Annotated in this window: 13 protein-coding genes; all 13 read right to left on the bottom strand. The window is 59.9% G+C overall.

Annotation, left to right across the window (positions count from 1 at the left end):
- Nucleotides 1-112 precede the first annotated feature (112 nt).
- Nucleotides 113-883, bottom strand: a complete 771-nt coding sequence (locus tag AC3WJI_RS17950; protein ID WP_492758658.1) for an AglZ/HisF2 family acetamidino modification protein — start codon at nt 881-883, stop codon at nt 113-115.
- Nucleotides 883-1,488, bottom strand: coding sequence for an imidazole glycerol phosphate synthase subunit HisH (gene hisH, locus AC3WJI_RS17945; protein ID WP_492758657.1), 606 nt, complete (start codon nt 1,486-1,488; stop codon nt 883-885). The genes AC3WJI_RS17950 and hisH overlap by 1 nt, the downstream gene beginning before the upstream one ends.
- Nucleotides 1,488-2,666, bottom strand: coding sequence for an N-acetyl sugar amidotransferase (locus tag AC3WJI_RS17940; protein WP_492758656.1), 1,179 nt, complete (start codon nt 2,664-2,666; stop codon nt 1,488-1,490). Before AC3WJI_RS17940 ends, hisH begins: the two co-directional genes overlap by 1 nt.
- 1 nt (nt 2,667) lies before the next feature.
- The gene (locus tag AC3WJI_RS17935) at nt 2,668-3,489 is read right to left on the bottom strand and encodes a methionyl-tRNA formyltransferase (RefSeq protein ID WP_492758659.1); all 822 of its coding nucleotides are present in this window, start codon (nt 3,487-3,489) and stop codon (nt 2,668-2,670) included.
- 92 nt (nt 3,490-3,581) lie between these two features.
- Nucleotides 3,582-4,673 (bottom strand): DegT/DnrJ/EryC1/StrS family aminotransferase, encoded by a 1,092-nt coding sequence (locus AC3WJI_RS17930; protein WP_492758655.1) that lies wholly within the window; start codon nt 4,671-4,673, stop codon nt 3,582-3,584.
- Complete coding sequence (locus AC3WJI_RS17925; protein ID WP_492758654.1) at nt 4,673-5,647, bottom strand: dTDP-glucose 4,6-dehydratase; 975 nt, start codon at nt 5,645-5,647, stop codon at nt 4,673-4,675. The genes AC3WJI_RS17930 and AC3WJI_RS17925 overlap by 1 nt, the downstream gene beginning before the upstream one ends.
- Nucleotides 5,644-6,603 (bottom strand): Gfo/Idh/MocA family protein, encoded by a 960-nt coding sequence (locus tag AC3WJI_RS17920; protein WP_492758653.1) that lies wholly within the window; start codon nt 6,601-6,603, stop codon nt 5,644-5,646. Before AC3WJI_RS17920 ends, AC3WJI_RS17925 begins: the two co-directional genes overlap by 4 nt.
- Entirely contained in the window at nt 6,600-7,118 is a 519-nt protein-coding gene (locus AC3WJI_RS17915) for an acyltransferase (protein ID WP_492758652.1), read from the bottom strand. The genes AC3WJI_RS17920 and AC3WJI_RS17915 overlap by 4 nt, the downstream gene beginning before the upstream one ends.
- 935 nt (nt 7,119-8,053) lie before the next feature.
- Nucleotides 8,054-8,788 carry a WecB/TagA/CpsF family glycosyltransferase gene (locus AC3WJI_RS17910; protein ID WP_492758651.1) on the bottom strand — a complete coding sequence of 245 codons (735 nt, stop codon included), beginning with the start codon at nt 8,786-8,788 and terminating at the stop codon, nt 8,054-8,056.
- Nucleotides 8,785-10,644 carry an asparagine synthase (glutamine-hydrolyzing) gene (asnB, locus tag AC3WJI_RS17905; RefSeq protein ID WP_492758650.1) on the bottom strand — a complete coding sequence of 620 codons (1,860 nt, stop codon included), beginning with the start codon at nt 10,642-10,644 and terminating at the stop codon, nt 8,785-8,787. The genes AC3WJI_RS17910 and asnB overlap by 4 nt, the downstream gene beginning before the upstream one ends.
- A gap of 1 nt (nt 10,645) precedes the next feature.
- Entirely contained in the window at nt 10,646-11,782 is a 1,137-nt protein-coding gene (locus AC3WJI_RS17900; protein ID WP_492758649.1) for a glycosyltransferase, read from the bottom strand.
- Entirely contained in the window at nt 11,751-13,034 is a 1,284-nt protein-coding gene (locus AC3WJI_RS17895; RefSeq protein ID WP_492758648.1) for an O-antigen ligase family protein, read from the bottom strand. Before AC3WJI_RS17895 ends, AC3WJI_RS17900 begins: the two co-directional genes overlap by 32 nt.
- Nucleotides 13,007-14,239, bottom strand: coding sequence for a glycosyltransferase family 4 protein (locus AC3WJI_RS17890; protein WP_492758647.1), 1,233 nt, complete (start codon nt 14,237-14,239; stop codon nt 13,007-13,009). The genes AC3WJI_RS17895 and AC3WJI_RS17890 overlap by 28 nt, the downstream gene beginning before the upstream one ends.
- Nucleotides 14,240-14,241 lie beyond the last annotated feature (2 nt).

Genomic DNA, 14,241 nt, shown 5'->3' with positions numbered 1-14,241 from the left:
ACGTCACATCCTTCAACAGAACGGTCCGGAGCGTCCTCAGGTCGGGCCGCAGACGAGTCTGGCGGAAGCGCCGCACTAGACCTCAGATCAGGTCCATGCCGATGAACGCCCCTCAGATCTCCGGTGTCAGCGCGGATCGCAGTTGATCCTCGTCAGGGAAATTGACGAGCACACCCATCCCTCGCTTCTGGAAAACGACCAAGCTGCCCACTGCTACTGCCGAGGCGCCGCCCTGATGTACAACAGCGGCGATGTCATCGATGCTGCCGGCGCCGCCATGTGCTATCACCGGAATCTCGACGGCCTCGGCTACGCGGCGGGTCAGCGGGATGTCGAACCCCTTCCAGCTGCCTTCGCGCTCCACTGCGGTCAGCAGAATTTCCCCCGCTCCCCGGCGCTCGACCTCTCGCGCCCACTCATCGGCGGACATGGAACTCGCTCGTCGTGCGCCTACCGACCACACACGCTCACGTCCCAGCAGATCGCGCTTCACGTCGATCGACACGATCACTGCTTGACTGCCATAGCGCCCGGCGATTTCCGAAATCAGGCCGGGATCTGCCAGTGCACTCGTATTGAGTATGACCTTCTCGAAACCGGCGTCGAAGATCCGCTTCGCATCTTCAATTGACCGAATGCCGCCGCCATAACTGAGCGGCATGAAACATTCGTCTGCGATGTCGGAAAGAAGGGCGACGTCCGGCGCCTTCCCGTTCCTGGAGGCATCGATGTCGAGGAACACCAATTCGTCGACTTCAAGCTCATTGAAAATACGAACCGTGTTACAGGGATCACCGACATAGGTGAACTTCCCAAACCTCCTCGTTTTGACCAGGCTTTCGCCGCGCAGCAGCAAAGCAGGAATAACCCGGACTCTGAGCATTACAACCTCGCGAAGTTGGCGAGCAGATGCTTGCCGAACCGGTGACTTTTCTCCGGATGAAATTGTGCACCATAGATATTCCGGTGCTGGATCACGGCATCAAAAGCGATACCGTGTTTGCCGCGCAGGATGACGTCCGACGGATCGGCGGCCTGAACGCAATAGCTATGCGCGAAATAGAAGCGCGCGTCCTGAGGCAGGTCGACGGTTAAAGGGCTGCTCCGCAGTGACGACACAACATCCCACCCCATGTGCGGAACCTTGAGTCCGGCTGCGGGCGGAATACGCAGCGTCCGCCCCTTGATCCATCCGAGACCAGGCAACCGCCCTTCGTCGCTACCCTCTGTCAGCAACTGCATTCCCAGACAGATGCCGAGTATTGGAACCCGTTCTTCGAGAGCTTTATAATTAAGCACCGCCCGCAGGCCGCGCTCTTCGAGGTGCTGCATCGCGTTATCGAACGCGCCGACGCCGGGGAGCAGCAGCTTGTTCGCTGCCTCAATCTCCGAAACTGTCGAGACGATCTCAGCTGCCGAGCCGACGCGCTTGAGCATGTTGCGGATGGAGCCGAGGTTACCGACGCCATAGTCTATGATGCTGATCATCAGTTCGCGGGCTTTGTCGGGAAACAATATTTCAGATAGAAGCTGGTTGGCACCAGATTGGCCTTCGCAAGCACTTTGAACAATGGCCGAAGCCTTTCGAAGCGCCTCTTGTACGTTCCAAACTCCTGCCATGTACGAGCCGGGCGGGCCATGATTTGATTGAACTCGGCTTCGCTGAGCCCGATGCGTTTCTGGAAATACGGGATCAGTTCTTCTTCGACGTGCGGCGGGATACTATATTCCAGCCACGCCTCCTCGCGCGACACGTCGCCATTTCTCGCCAAGGCAGATAGCGTATTGTTGCGCATATCGGTGGCAAACTTCCCCGGAAGATAGACACTATGAAGAAAAGCGGACATCCGGTTCTCCAGATGATGGCCGCCGTAATATTTCCATCCGTACCGCTGCTGAAGAAACGCCTTCGCCTGCTCTTTCGAGTAATCCATATACCAAAACGGCCGGATCTTTCGGATACGTGCCGCCGCTGTCCACCATAGCATCCGGGCGAACGTCATCAGCGGATAGGAGGACATCTTCTTCCGGCCGAACTGGCGATGAATGCTCTGGATGTATTTTCCGTCGAAATAATTTCGTCCGACGGGCGTGATCCCTTCGGTCACAAAGCTATGCCCTTCAAGAACGTAGCGGACGCCGTATTTCCAGGCAGCCCGATACATCACCTCGGCGAGCGCCAGGTCGGTCGAAGCCTCGATCTCGGCTACGTCGGCAAGGAAGAACGAGCGAAATATATCGTCGGCCTCTTTGTTATCCACAACGTGCGTATACAAATCTATGTCCAGTGAGGACAACATCTTACGGATGTTTTCCGTCGCAATCGCCGTGTTCCAGGTGTTATCATAGTGGACTGCTAACGGGCGCAGGCCCCACTCCTTCGCAAGGTGGAGCATATAGGACGAGTCCGTACCACCGCTGACGCCGATGATGCAGTCATACTTCTTGCGGCGGCCGGCCTTTTTGATCTGCTCTATGATCTTCTTGAGTTTTTCGTCTCCGGTCTGCGTGGCGGTACCGAACTCCGCCTTCAGCATGTCAACCTGATGGCAGAAGTTGCACACGCCCTGCGTATCAAAGGTGATCCCATTCACTCGCTCATCATAGATGCAGCGGCTGCAGACCCGGAGGTCGGCGGGAAGCGGAGAAGGGCTCGGCGTCATCATGTCAAATCAACCTGGTTCGAAGCGACTTCAGGACCGTGACCGCTGACACGCGGTCGCCCTCTCCTGCCTGGACACGATAGAGCCGAACAGCTCCGCGTCCGGCGGTAACCACGACATGATCATCGCGGATCGCCGCGACGGCCCCGGGAACGCCCATATAGTGATCCGGTTCGACCTCAGACGACCAGATGATCAAAGGGGTCTTGTCGGCCAAGTGGGTATAGGCGCCCGGGTAAGGCGCGGTTTGGGCACGCACGAAATCGTGGATGCGCTGCGCATCCCAGTGCCAGTCGATTCCGCCATCTTCAGGAAGCCGAAGTCCGCAATAGCTGGCCGCGCGCTCCGGCTGGGGCAGCAACTTCAGCCCCTCGGTACGCAAGGAAGCCGCAAAACCGTCGATCATGTCGATCACCAAGGCATCGGCCTTCGTCAGCGCATGATTGATCGTTTCGTTGGGCCCGAGCGCCGCGGTCCGCTGATCGACCAGCGGGCCATCGTCCATACCGTCGGTCAACTGGAAGAAGCTGACCCCGATTTCGGACCGGCCAGAAAGGATCTGCCAGACTAGGGGGGCATTACCACGGAATTCGGGCAGCGGAGAGTAGTGAAATCCGAGGAAAGTCACTTCCGGGATGTCGTTGACAGGAATCAACTGGTACCAGCCGTGGACGACCGCGATCGCCACTTCCGACTGCCTTAGCAGCGACAATATATCTGCTTTGCGTAAGCCTACGTGCAGCGGAATATCATAGCGCGCGCCCGCCGCCTCGAATTCGCCCAGCACCGACCTGTCATCCGTCCGGTCGTCGGGACAGAGGATCATGCTCACGCTCTTGGGCGGCATTACCTCAACGAGGCGGGACAAGGCCTTCAGACCACTACGCTTGCTACCTAGAAATGCCAGTCGCGGCATGCTCACCCTAATATCTTTCGAATCGCGTCCGCCACCCGATCTACCGGAACTTCATCATAGCAGGGCAGCGTCAGGGTAGTTGCCTCCAACTCCGCGGCGTTGGGCTGCACGTTGTTGTATCGCCGACGAAAATAAGTGGTGCCGCTCAGACAATAGGTGCCCAGGGTGGTCTCGACCCCCTGTTCCTTCAGCGCAATTACCAGCCCGTCGCGATCCACGCCTGCCGGCACGCGAAACACGAGGGATTGAACATTGTAGCACACATCCTCCGCTACGCGCTGCGGCGTGAAGCCGAGCGGTGCAAGACGTTCGATGAGAGCATCGCGCACTTGGTTGCGTTGATCGATGATCCCGTCCAGCTTGACCAATTGCTTGCGTCCCATGATCGCCTGCAACTCGGGCAGCCGAAAATTATAGCCGAATTCGACGAAATCCAGGCCAGCCCCGCGCATCCCGTCAGCGCCATGCATCAGCTTGACCCGCAGCCATTCTGCCCACGCATCGCTGTCGGTGGTGATCGCCCCGCCTTCCCCCGTGTTCAGGAGCTTTCGAGGATGAAAGCTGAAGCACGTCAGGTCCGCGATCGAGCCGCATTTACGCCCGCGCTCAGAGCTTCCGATGGCGCAAGCAGCATCCTCGATCAAAGGAATGCCGTGCGCCTCACACACCTGCTTTATCGCATGGAGGCCCGTGGGATTGCCCAATGCATCGACAAAGATCACGGCCTTGGTCGCAGGCCCGATCTTGGCGGCAAGATCCTGCGCAGACATGTTGAAGGTATCGAGCGACACATCAACGAAAATCGGGGTCGCACCCAGATCCTCGACCACATTGGCAGTCGCGGGAAAAGAAAAGTCCGCTACCGCCACTTCGTCGCCTGGCCCGACATCCAGCAGACGGAGACACATCCACAGGGCCGTCGTGGCCGACGTCATCAAGGCGGCGTGGCGAGCACCTGTGTAGGAGGCTAGCTCCGAAACGAAGGCACGCACATGCTCGCCGCGCGTGAACATCCCGCTTTCGAACACGGCACGGAATTCCGTCTCAACCTCGTCATATCCAAAATAGGGACGCATCAGCCGGATTTCGGTCATCAGGCGGCTCCAAACACATCGCGATAGTAATCAAGCGTCAGCGCCAACCCCCGATCGAACGGAGTAAGGTTGTAGTCGATCAAACTCCGTACCTTCGCATTGCTGGCGTTATGGCACAGCACGTCAGAGGGGCGACCCGGCTTGCGCGTAATCGCCTGGCCATACTCGAGCTGTTCACAGATAAGTTCAACCAGCTCGCCGATGCCAATCTGGTTGTCGGTAGAGATGTTGACCGCGTCTCCCATCGGCAGTTTGTCGTAGAGCTTGATCACCGCATCTACGGTGTCGAGTACATAGATGAAGTCGCGGCTTTGCAGGCCATCGCCATGAATCTCCGGCGTGCCACCGGTCAAAATGCGACGAGCCGTGATCGGGATGATCCCGGCCAATGGGCCGCTGTGGTTCTGGCGCGGTCCATAATTGTTGAACGGCCGCACGATGAAGGCATCGAGCCCGAACATGCGTACGTAGCTTTCCACCGCCAGATCCGCCGCGGCCTTACCTGCGGCATAGGTCGTGGTCGGATTGCGGGGGTGATATTCGTCCATCGGCTCGTACACGGCCGTGCCATAAACCTCGGATGTCGAAAAATGGCAAAGCGTGCGAAATCGGTTCTTCCGCTGCAATTCCAGCAGATTCAACGTCACCGTCACGTTCGTATCGAACGCATTCGCCGGATTGGCGAATGAGTAGTTCAGCGCCTTGGTTGCACAGTTGAAGACGATGTCGATATCATGCCTATCGAAGACGTAGCCGAGGCTGCGCGGGAACTCCGCATCATCGCGATAAAAGCTGACGCGACCGGTCGCCAACGCATCGCCGAGATTAGCCTCGCTGCCTGTGAAGAGATTGTCGATGCAGACAACCTCACGCGCACCATCGCGCAACAGGCGATCCACCAGATGGCTACCGATAAACCCTGCCCCGCCGGTGACGAGGACACCGCTTCCCGAGATCGAAGGACGCGACGTCACTTTAAAATCTCCGACTGAATACGCTCGCAGATCCGTGCAGCATCCACCGCAGCGTCGACGCCCGCACCCGCCGCGTCAGCATTGCCACGGCACCGCGCCATGAAGCTCTGCAATTCGCTCAACAAAGCTTCCTGTGACGGCACCTCCACCGTCTGCTCCAGGGCACTGATGGTGTATGGCTCACCCTCATTCTGACGGATTTCCGATTGCCGATTGATGAGCAGTTCCTTGCGAAGCAATTCGCAATTGATGAACATGTCCACGCAGGTCGCCTGGATCATCCGCATCTTCTTTTCGGTGACCCGGCTGGCCTGAATACGCGAGAACCGCCCATTTTCGTGCGTTAGCATTGCAGAGGCGAAATTGATCATGGGCCCGTCGGCGAGCCCGTGGGCCGAGACGTCGGCAACGGGGCCGTTCAGATACAATGCCAGATCAATATCATGGATCATGAGATCGGTGACCACGTCCACATCGGTGATACGTGCGCTCAGCTTGTTGGTGCGAGCGAAGTCGACACTGATGACCTGATCCGACTTCGCCAAGATCGCAGCGAGCTGCTGCACCGCCGGATTGTAGCGCTCGATAAATCCAATCTGGATATCGATGCCTTCGGTTCTCGCAAATGTCGCCAGCTCCACCGTATCCTCGAGCGAGTGAGCCAGCGGCTTTTCGACGAAAATCTTGCGAACGAACAGTGCAACTCTGCGGACGTACTCGGCGTGCGTGCTCGTCGGCGTGCAGATCACGACCGCCTCGGCCAGAGGCAACAAGCTGTCGAGATCCGGAGACCAGGCTGCACCGTGGGTTTCCGAGGCGCGCGCGGCCTTGGCGTCGTCTATGTCGTGGACGAAAACCAACTCGACATCCTTCATGAGCGACAGCACGCGCAGATGGTTCTGCCCCATCTTGCCAAGGCCAAGAAGCCCGACTTTCACTGGCGCCATCCGTGTCATTCGTCGCTGCTCCCGATCTTGTTGCCGGCCCGATCGATTTTCGAGACGAATCTGGCCGGGCTGCCCATAACGAGCGTGTAGGGTTCAACGTCGCGCGTAACGACGCTGCCGGCGGCAACCATGGCGAACTCGCCGATCGTGATGCCGCAGACCAACGTAGCATTCGCCCCGATCGAGCACCCGTCCTTGAGAACCGTCGGAGCGACCTTCCAGTCGGTGTTGAAGGCGCGCGGAACGCGATCATTGGTGAACGTGACATTCGGGCCGACGAACACATCGTCGCCGATCGTCACGCCATTGTAGACAGAGACGCTGTTCTGGATCTTGGTGCGGCTCCCGATCCGGACTCCGTGATCGATGTAAACATCCTTGGACAAGATGCAGTCTCGGCCGATCTCGACGGCTTCACGGATTTGGACATTGATCCATATCTTCGTTCCATCACCGATACGCGCTTGGGCCGACACATGCGAAGAGGCATGCGCGAAAAATGGCGCATCAACACTCGAAGTCATTGGGGAACCCTCGAAGAAGTGGTGTCATGATCACCGAACCGGTCGCATAGCTGCCGTGATCGTCATGAGCAATGTGGAATTGCCGCCGTCATCGCCGCCTCCTAGGTTGAGGGCTCATTTGATCCACTCGGCGAGGACGGCGACGAGAGCGATGGCGGCGACGAGAGCGATGGCGGCGAGGTAGTTTGCGGCGTGTCGATCTTATCGAGTTGCAATGCAACGCCAGTTCTTGAGGCGGCAGAACAGGCGTTCGATGACGTTCCCGCGCCGATAGACACGCTTGTCGAGCGAGTGTGGGGTTCGACGGGTTCCGATTGATGCGGTGCTGCCTGAGCAAGTTGCGCAGGCTGTCGGCATCGTAGGCTTTGTCGGCGAGTAGGCGGCGGGCTGTTTTGGCGGCCTGCCGCAGCGATCGCCATGGAGATGTCGACGATGTTGCCCGGCGTCAGCGCGAGGGCACCGGTCTGCCGCGTTCATGGGCCAGGCAATGGATCTTGCAGGTCCTGCCACCGCGCGAGCGGCCGATCGCTTCGCGCCACTCCCCTTTTTGCGCCTGCTGCCGAATGGTGTGCTTTTACATGGCCGCTATCGATCGACAGCTCGGCGGGCACCGATCCCGATGCCACGATTTTCTCGAACAATCTCCCAGATGCCATGCCCGGCCCGCGATTGTAGCGATTGTAGATCGTCGTCGGTGGACCGTACGCAGCAGTACGTCACGCCATCGGACCCGATCTTGCACACAGGCAAAATGCCCGAGATCGCCCCGATCGTCACCCGCGGCTTCCCAGCCGCCTATGCGGAAGATGGGGCTCTATCTCCGCCCAAGCCTATCTGATAGCCAAAGCAGATGATTCGGCATCACGCCCTCCCGCCCGAACTCAAAGCAGCTGCATGTTCGTGCAGCGAATCAAGTAAATGAATAGGTTCTCAACCTAGGCCCGTGACCGGCGAGCAACCTCCCCCACCAGGCGCATCATATATTGGGGAAGAACCAGCTGACGTCGCCAGCGTGACGGCTCCTTATACAACCGATACAGCCATTCCAGATTGTTCTCGACCATGAACCGAGGCGCACGCCGCTTGGTGCCGGCCAGAATGTCCAGCGCCCCCCCACAGCCCACGATAAAGACGTCGGGCACCGCCCGGATAATCCTGGCTGCGACCAGCTCCTGACGCGGCGATCCCATCGCCAGCATCATCACCTGCGGTCGGGCCTCTGCGACGGCCGCACTTAGCTCTTCCTCGCCCACATACCCGTTTAGCCGCCCCACGATGCGGATGCCTGGATACCGGGCGGCTATGGTCCGCGCCGCGCCCTCATTGGTCTGCTCGGAAGCGCCACCAACGAACAAGCGCCACCCGCCCGCGTCGCTGGCCTCGAGAAGCATGCGCGGCAGGTCGATCTTGGCAGCACGCACGCCATGAAGCATGCGCAAGCCGAGCACCGCACCTGCGCCGTCTGCAACAGGTAGAACAGCGCCATCGATGACGGCCCTCAAAGCGCTGTCGCGCTCGAAGCGCTGGATCTTCTCCGCGTTGATCGCCACCGAATAGCCGCCGCCCCCGCCAGAAACGAGCTCGCCAAGCGCCTTCTTGACCTCCTCTGCGTTTGGAAATGCAATGCACGGGCAACCCAGTACGGTGAATGTCTGCACACCGGGAATCACGCTTCCCCCAGCAGATAGGCGATGTTCCACTCTTCAAGGACCCACAGCGCGAAGAGTTGACGCTCGAGACTGCCACTGCGGGCGGCCCTATGCCGGTCCAGCAGTGAACGGGCAGCCGCGACATCGAGGTAGGTCCGTGTGAATGAGCGGGGTCGCTCGACCATCTCTGCAACATGGTGGCCCAGATGATCCCGCAACCATGCCGCAATCGGGCTCTGAAAGCCCTTCTTCGGGCGATCGACTATCTCTCCTGGCAGCAGCGCGCGACTGACTTGCTTGTGCAGCAATTTGCCCGTGCCGGCGAGGCGCCCCCCCCGGCGCCACTTTCCAGGGGTCTGCTCGACAAGTCGGAGATAGTCGCGATCAAGGAGCGGAACGCGAACCTCCAGACCCCAAGCCATTGACAGCTTGTCGCCGAGCATCAGCAGATTGTCGGGTAGGCTGGACCGCGTTTCCATCGCCAGCAAGCGCTCGAGAAAGGTGCTTTCGTGCGGTAAGATTTCTCGGAGCGGCTCCAAGGCCGCAGCGCCCGCTGCACCTGGTGTCGAACCGCCGCGGATCCACGCCCGGTCAGAATCGTCGAACAGCATGTGCAGCCGTGACCAGGATTCGGCCTCAGTCCCGGGCTGCATGACCGCCCGGAGGCGGGACCAGCTATCCTGAAATCGGCCGAGAACAGGCAGACGCTTGGGCACCACGGACCCAAACGGGGTCAGCGCGCCCCGCAACGCAGCGACCCGATGCCGTCCATAGCCGCCCCACGGCTCGTCCGCGCCCTGGCCGCTGAGCACCACCTTGCGGTGTTTGGCGACTGCCTCACAAAGTAGGAAATAGCTGAATAGCGAGGTGGTGACGACGGGCTCTTCGAGATGGCGAATCAATGCCCGCATTCCGTTGATTGCTGCATCCGCGTCGATGTGCAGCTCATGATGGTCCGTGCCGAGAAGGCGCGCCGTCTCGCGGGCCTCAGCGAACTCGTTGGACCAATGGTCTTGGGCATAGCCGACACAGAAGGTGTCGATTTTCCCTCCCGCACGCACTGCGGCTGCGGCCACGACCGCAGAATCCACGCCGCCAGACAGAAGGATTCCAACAGGCACGTCGGCCACCAACTGACTCTCGACCGCCTTCAGAAGGGCATCGCCTATGATCGTCGCGCGAGCTAGACGCGGCGTGGCACGGTCGATCGGCGGAGCTGCATTGGCAAACATCCGCTGCTCCGACACCGCGCCCGCTTCATCGATCCAGATCAGGTGCCCCGGCTTCAGCTTCCGCACACCTCGAAACAGCGTCGCCGGACCCGGCACGAAGCGAATATCAAGGAACGTATCCAATGCCGCTTCATCGACGGCCGGGACACAGCCGGCGCCTTGCAGGGCGCCAACCTCCGATGCGAAGGCACAAGAGCCGTCGGCCAAGGTCGCATAATAAAGCGGCTTGATTCCTTGCGCGTCCCGCGCAAGCAGAAGCCGCCGATTCAGGTGATCATAGGCAGCGATCGCGAACATGCCGTTCAATCGGGCCAGTCCAGCCTCACCCCACCGATCCAGAGCAGCCAGGATCACTTCGGTGTCAGATTGCGTCTGGTAGGAATAATCGGCCAGCGGCCCGTTCCGCAGTTCGCGGTAGTTGTAGAGTTCACCGTTGTAGATCAGTGTCCAGCGTTCGGACGCCGAATGCATCGGCTGGGCGCCGCCAGCGATATCGATGATCGACAATCGCCGATGCGCGAGCGCGACGTTCGGACCTTCCCAAAAGCCGTAACCATCAGGTCCGCGGTGCCGAATCGCGTCCGCCATCTTCGCAGTGCCCGCCCTCGACGCAGCAGGACCAGCCTGGCCCGCAATACCGCACATGCTATTCCGACTCCTGGATCATGCCCGCGTAAATCGCCTCGAGCCTGGCTGCGAGTGTCGTCATGGAAAAGCGTCGCTCGATGCTGCTAGTCGCCGCTTCCCGATCAAAGGCCGATAGCTTGCCCGCCATGTCGAGGATAGCCCGACTCAACGCGATCGGATCGCCCGGAGCGACGAGAGGCAGTGACAATGGGCCCAGTACTTCCTCCGGCCCCCCGCAACGCGTGGCCACGACAGGAAGGCCACAGGCGAGCGCTTCAGCCGAGACCAGACTGAAGGTCTCGGCCAGGCTAGGCACAACCAGCATGTCATGCCGTGCATAAATGGCCGGCATTGCCGCACGAGAGACCGACCCGTGCCATACTAGCCGGTCTTCGATATGCAGGCTACGGGCCTGGGCTCGCAGGGCTTGCTCCTGCGGGCCCAGGCCGACGAGGGAAAGACACCAGTCCAGGCCCTCCGGCAGCAGTCGAACAGCCTGAAGCAAATCCGAAACACCCTTTCCCGCGGTTAAACTCCCGACAAACAGCAGGTGGATCTGCGAGCTGCTGCTGAAATCCGGGGAGGTCCGACAAAACAAGCTGGTGTCGATCCCGTTATAAAGAACCTCCGCGTTGGCCGCGCCGTTCGGGAAGTAATGCTTCATGTCTCGCACTAGGCTAGCCGAGACGCCAAAAAGCCTCCTCGCGTCGGCATAGGCACGGTTTATCATCCGATGCCCGTGCGCGGTCCACCAGAAGGCGTCCAGCGGACCTGAATGCTCGGTCAGACACCAGGGGACGGAGCTCCCGGCCAAAGCCAGACTGGTGATTACACCCGCCGGACGGACGGCATGCGCATGGACCACATCCGGTTGCTCTGCTCGAAGGATCTGCGCCAGCCGGCGCGACGGAATCGAAGGTGCGTAGAAGCCCAGCACGCGATGCCAGGGCCACGGCACTGCGATCCGCACGTGCGGGAGACCGTCCTCGACGCTGCGCCGTGCGCGCAGCACCGGCCCAGGCGCATCACGGTCGAAAACGATGACGCTTACGTCGTGCCCGCGGCGCGCAAGCGCGACTGCCTGTTCCCTGACGAAGCTCCCCCGCGCCGGCGCCCGATCGCTGCTATACCAGGAGGGAACGATCGCGATTTTCACGCGACTGCTCCTTATATGCCAAGGCCAGGAACATTCCGACCGTCACGAGCGGCGTCGCCGCGAAGGCGACGTGGCCCACGAAGACCGAATAGAGTATGACGGCGACGAACACGAAGGCCCAGGCCGTGTCTACCTTCACCTGGCGAGCCGACAGCGTCTTGCTGCACATATACCCCCATATCAAGACGCCGTAGAACCAACCCGCGAAGATGATGCCGCCGCCGCCGAGCGTATCGATCAGATCCGATTCGACCGACTTTCCGGCAATCTCGAACCAGAAGTTCGAGAAACCTATGCCAAAGATCAGCTCGGTCAGGCTGAAGCTCTGTATGGTCATGATGATGATGTCGAGATCGGCGAATCGTCCGCCGGTCAGGGTCGAATTGACACCATAGGTGCTGATGAAGAATGTCGAGGCTTCGGCCGCCTTGAGAAACGGCAGCACCGCCAGAAAGATGGTGTCTGCAAATGAGATAACCAGCGCCGCAACCATTAAGAACATTACTAGATTGACGAACCAGTTGAAGTTTAACCACCGGCCCACATACCATAGCGCCAGAATGGGCATGACCACGAAGCCCGATTTCGTTCCAAGCGTATAGATCAGGAAAATGGTCATCAGTAGCAGAAGGGCGCTCTTCCACCAATTATCCGCCATTCTTATCTGAAGATACCACCAGGACAGTACGAAAGTTAGGGTCACTTCGTTCGCCGCCTGATAGAATCCTTTGGAACCATAGTCGGCGGCACCATAGCTCGTAAGCGAAATTCCCAAACTGTCAGAGACAAGCACGGACAAGGTCGTCGAGAGCCATGTCGCAATAAAGTAAACTCGGGCGAGCCGGTCGACAGCGTGGATGTTGAGAAAGAGCAGTACGATCAGTATGGCGTTGAGCAATATCGGGCCACGGGCGATATACAGCATATCTTCGGCCGCACTTCCCAGCCCGAACGACTGGCGCACTCCTGCGCCCACGATCAGAAGCACCGTGACGCTCAGTGCGAGCGCGGCATAGCCTTTGTGTATTCGGCCGGCGATCAGGAAGACCAGCAGCAGGAAGATCGCACCCGCTTTATACGCGATCGCGAACCAGGTGATGGTCGTGTAGGTCGTCAAAGCGCCGGAAACGATGTCCGCAACCGGCAGAAGACCGTAATAGAATAGAAGCAGGTGCAGAAAGCCGTCGCTTTCGTGCCCCTCCCGACCCGCAGCGTGCTCGATCGCTATCGGATGATTTTGGGTGACAGCCAACTCAGTTCCCGATGCATACGCTCCGACCACGGAACGAGATTTTCGCCTGCCCAGGCTCCCGCGCCCTCCCGCAGACGTTCGCGCTCGCCCGGATCGTCGAGCAGCGTCGTTAGCGCACTATGAAGCGCTTCACTATCGTCAACGGGAAGAAGCCGGCCGTTGACGCCGTCGGCGATTACAGTGCCGGTCGCGCCATTGTCGAGCGTCACGATCGGCATGCGATTGATCAGCGCCTCGAACAGCGGATTGCCGCAATTGCTGAGGTCGTAAAGCGAAAGGAAGATGTCCGCACCGCTTAGTGCGAGCGCCACCTCGGAACGCTCGAGCGGGCCAAGAAAATGCACCCGGTCGGATATGCCAAGCTCGCGCGCCAACGCCTCAAGTCCCGCGCGGTGCTCGCCGTCACCCGCAATGAGCAACCGCGCGTTCGGGTGGCTATCGCGCAGCCGGGCCGTGGCACGAATACCTCGGTCGATCCGCTTGAGTGGATTGAGCCGGCTCAGCATCAGAATATGGCTGTGGGAGGGATCCAGCCCGAAATGTGCCAGAGCGACCTCGCGGTCCGCCTTGGGCGCCATCAGCGCCGCGCCGATTCCGTTACGGATATGCAGCAGCCGCTCGGCGGTTGCCGAACGATTCCAGTACTGCCAAACTTCGTCGCCCTTAGTGCCGTCATTAGTCATGATATAGGCATCTGCAGGCAAGGCCAGCGCCAGAAACTCCTCGAGCTTGCGAAGCATGTGGAGCAGGTTCTTGTGCGAACTGTACACAAACACGCCCTGGATGCGGTGGACGCGCAATTCCCGCTTGCGCCGCATCAGGCGCGTCAACGCTGCGGTGATGATCGCGGATGCTTCGTAGGCGTAGAAGATTGCCGGACGCTGCGTGCGGAGCAGGCGCAGGGTGGTAGGTAGCGCGAGCAGCGGGAAGAACAACAGGCGGTCCAATTTGGCCTGAACCCTGGCCGGCAGCCAACCCAGGCGGGGGATTTTGAACCGATGGACCTGGACGCCTTTTATATCGATGTCCACCGAGCGCTCGTGCGCCACGCCGAGCACCGGACGCTTCCAGAAAGTCACGTAGTCGACCTGCCAGCCGGCCCGCGCATAACCTGCCAGCGTTTCGTACAGGCTGGGCGCACCCTGACCCGGGCCGATCGACCAAGGCTCGAGAAAGCTCAGGATCAGGATCCGGTTGTCGCTCATCG

The organism is Sphingomonas sp. FW306-1B-B10E (genome assembly GCF_058782005.1).
Note: the sequence above shows the minus strand (reverse complement) of the source record. Positions and strands in the feature narration are given on the sequence as shown.